Genomic DNA, 3,038 nt, shown 5'->3' on the forward strand with positions numbered 1-3,038 from the left:
CGTGCTCCTCCACTCGATGTATATCAATGATGTTCTTTCGATCGCTCCGTCCGCGCGGGACGAACCCCTGACCTCATCGCTGCCAGCGATGCGCACTCCCGCATTGGTCGGTTTCACTGCCCCAAATTTCAATGGAATTTATACTTGACATATTGAATGGCCATCCGAAGAATATGCTTCTATGACAACTCAAGATCCAAAACTTGACGAAGCCACTCAGCCACCTGATGCGGAGCTTCCAAAGGGTATTGATGACCATAGGGGATGAAGGTTGTATCGATGTGCTTGAATCGTTCCGGAATATGATGTGCTGCATCCCGGTCACCCCAATGGATTCGTACTTTTTGGGCGTTCCATAATTCAGGTTTTAGCTGGAAAGACTGGACTTGCGTTAACGCTGACATGACCATTGCGTTGGTAGAACGAATGCGGGCCGACTGCAGATCATGAATGACGTAGTTCGAGTAGTGATCCAGTCGTTCGCTGTCCGCGATAAAGTCATTGGCTTTCAGCAGTGTTTTTCTGAACGCGGAGCGAGATATAAGTTTCATAATCGACCTGGTAACACCTGCATATTTATATTTGGCATGAATGGGATGCAGTACGGGCTGCAATAGCAAGAGTTGCCTGATCTGCTGCTCAATTCTTTCCATGACCTTAGCAGCGATAAGTCCGCCGAACGAATGACCAATCAAAATAACAGGGCGATTCAGCTCGTGAATCATTTCGATCACAGCCTCTACATAGCCGTCCATCAGAGAAGGATGATGATGACGCGGTGAATGACCGAATCCGGGAAGGTCCACCAGCCAAGTATTGACATCATTCAATTGTTTCGCTAATGGAACGAAACAATCGGCCCCGCTGAATGTTCCGTGCAGAAAAATAACCGGTGTACCGTGATTCTCTTTTTCCAACGAAATCAGCTTGGATCTTCTGCATTGCACGAACCCTTCGCGGTGCTCGGATGAGGGGTGGCTTAACCGGAAATCAAGATCGGCGATTACGTAGGGAAGCGTGGTCGGAACAACGGATGTCCGTACCCCGTTCTTGCGCTCAAGTTCAAACTTCGAGGTAACCGGGAATTCCGATTTCACGAGAAAATTCATCGATTCTTTGGGAATTCCCAATCGCTTGCCGATGCCAAGTCTTAATAAAGACTTCAACAAAGCAAGCGGAATTGTGCCGAAAGGCGGCGCCGCTCGCATCTCTATCGCAATTTGCCTGATCAATGAACGGATCGACGGACTATCCTGCTTGGGATCCAATAAAAAATACGTATTACTCGTAAGCTCCTTTGTTTGCACTAAGTTAACAATGAATGATGCGACATGATCAATATGTACCATCGGCAGCCAGTAGTCCTTGCCTCCTGGAACGAGTGGCATAAGATTCCTTCTCACAGAATCTACCAGTATACTAAGACCGCCAATCTGCTCCGTAATTCCCGAGTAAGAATGGCCGATGACGGTACTGGGATTAACCGTGGACAGCGGAATGCCTAACGGTTTTAGTGCTTTTCGTATATAGGAGTCCGCTTGAAATTTCATCTTCTCATACGGGGGAGCTTTCTCAAGAACGGCATCCAGATTGTGAATAGCATTTTGCTCGTTATATGGACTCATATAGCCAACAACATGAATGAATTGCTTCAATCCTTTCTTCATATGGATTTTTTCGGAAAGTTCGGCCAATTCGATGGCAGGATTAAGAAAAGCTTGCTCTGCCTCAGTCTGGCTTAACTCAATATTCATGGGACCGCCCGCATGAACGATGATATCGGAATTTTGTATTCGTTTGTAATCGTTCGCGGATAGCCCTAATTTCGGTTTCGACAAATCTCCTATTACTGCAGTAACGTGTTGCGCCTCAAGCAAATGTAACCGCCCGAGGGTATGTTGAAAGCGATCAAGACTTCGCACGAGTACAATAATGTCGTGATGTTTGGATATTAACTCGGCAAGAATATGGCTACCGATATAACCCGTCCCGCCAGTCAGGAATATTTTCAATTGAATCATCTGCCTTTCGATTCATTTAATAGTACTGAATAGTGCTAGTCGGTGCAAAAAAAAAGACTTAAGTAACTAATCACTTAAGCATCGAAGCAAAAGCTTGAATAAGATTCTGAGCTAGCATTGGATTGTTGGTGGCCTTGGTTAGGAATAGAGCTCCTTCGATGGAGGTGACAATCAATGCCGCTGTCTCATGGACGGGCAGATTCCGGCTCAATTCTTTCTTTTCCACGCCTTCTTCCAGCAGCTTCTCAACAACTTGTAGTTGTTTATCGAAAAATGCTTTTATTTTAGCTCTCGCTTCCGAAGAGGAATGGGAAGTCTGCGTATAAAGTGTCAGGAACGGACATCCACCAACATAATCGATTTGTTCATTATCCTCCGTAAGGATTCGAAATAATCGCTCCATTTTTGCAGGAATGGACATGTCTTGCGTCAAGGTACGGGATATTCGTTCTTCATACCGAGAGATCAATTGGTCGACAATTGCTAACAAAAGCTCCTCCTTACTTTTATAGTGGTAATAAATGTTGGTTTTTGAAACTTTGCTGAGGGCAACAATTTCGTCCATGCTTGTCACTTGAAACCCTTTTGTTAGAAATAAGGTCGATGCGGTCTGCAGGACGATATCTTTGTTTGAAATGCTTGATCTTTTGTTTGTCATATTACTACTATACAGTACTATAATATGTATGTCAAACCCTGGATGTGATTGGAAATGATGCTCGAACATTATGGGGTTCGCTCTTTCGCCAACAACATTGCCAAATCAAAAAACACGCCGGATTGGCGTGTTTGAAGTTTATGTATGGTGGAGCCAAAGGGATGTTTCAATCTCCTGATTGAACTTGCTGACGAAGCCTATTCGACGAGGACAACCTTAGCGGTAGATTGAAACGCCGTGCTCGTCGCTGACGATCCTGCGCGCGGGCTGAACCCACTCGGGGTTCTCCCTGCCCTAGGCTCCACCAATATAAAAAATCCACCTTTTCAGGTGGATTAACATTTTATATTGGTGGAGCC

2 protein-coding genes are annotated in these 3,038 nt (G+C 45.3%); both read right to left on the bottom strand.

What is annotated here, in order from left to right; all coding sequences use genetic code 11:
- Positions 1-179 precede the first annotated feature (179 nt).
- On the bottom strand, positions 180-2,021 hold the full coding sequence (locus DQG23_RS41570; RefSeq protein WP_238178272.1) for an alpha/beta fold hydrolase: 1,842 nt from the start codon (positions 2,019-2,021) through the stop codon (positions 180-182).
- A gap of 70 nt (positions 2,022-2,091) precedes the next feature.
- Positions 2,092-2,679 (bottom strand): TetR/AcrR family transcriptional regulator, encoded by a 588-nt coding sequence (locus tag DQG23_RS41575; RefSeq protein ID WP_272949098.1) that lies wholly within the window; start codon positions 2,677-2,679, stop codon positions 2,092-2,094.
- Positions 2,680-3,038: the final 359 nt, after the last annotated feature.

It is taken from the genome of Paenibacillus contaminans (genome assembly GCF_003285015.1).
Taxonomy (GTDB): domain Bacteria; phylum Bacillota; class Bacilli; order Paenibacillales; family NBRC-103111; genus Paenibacillus_V; species Paenibacillus_V contaminans.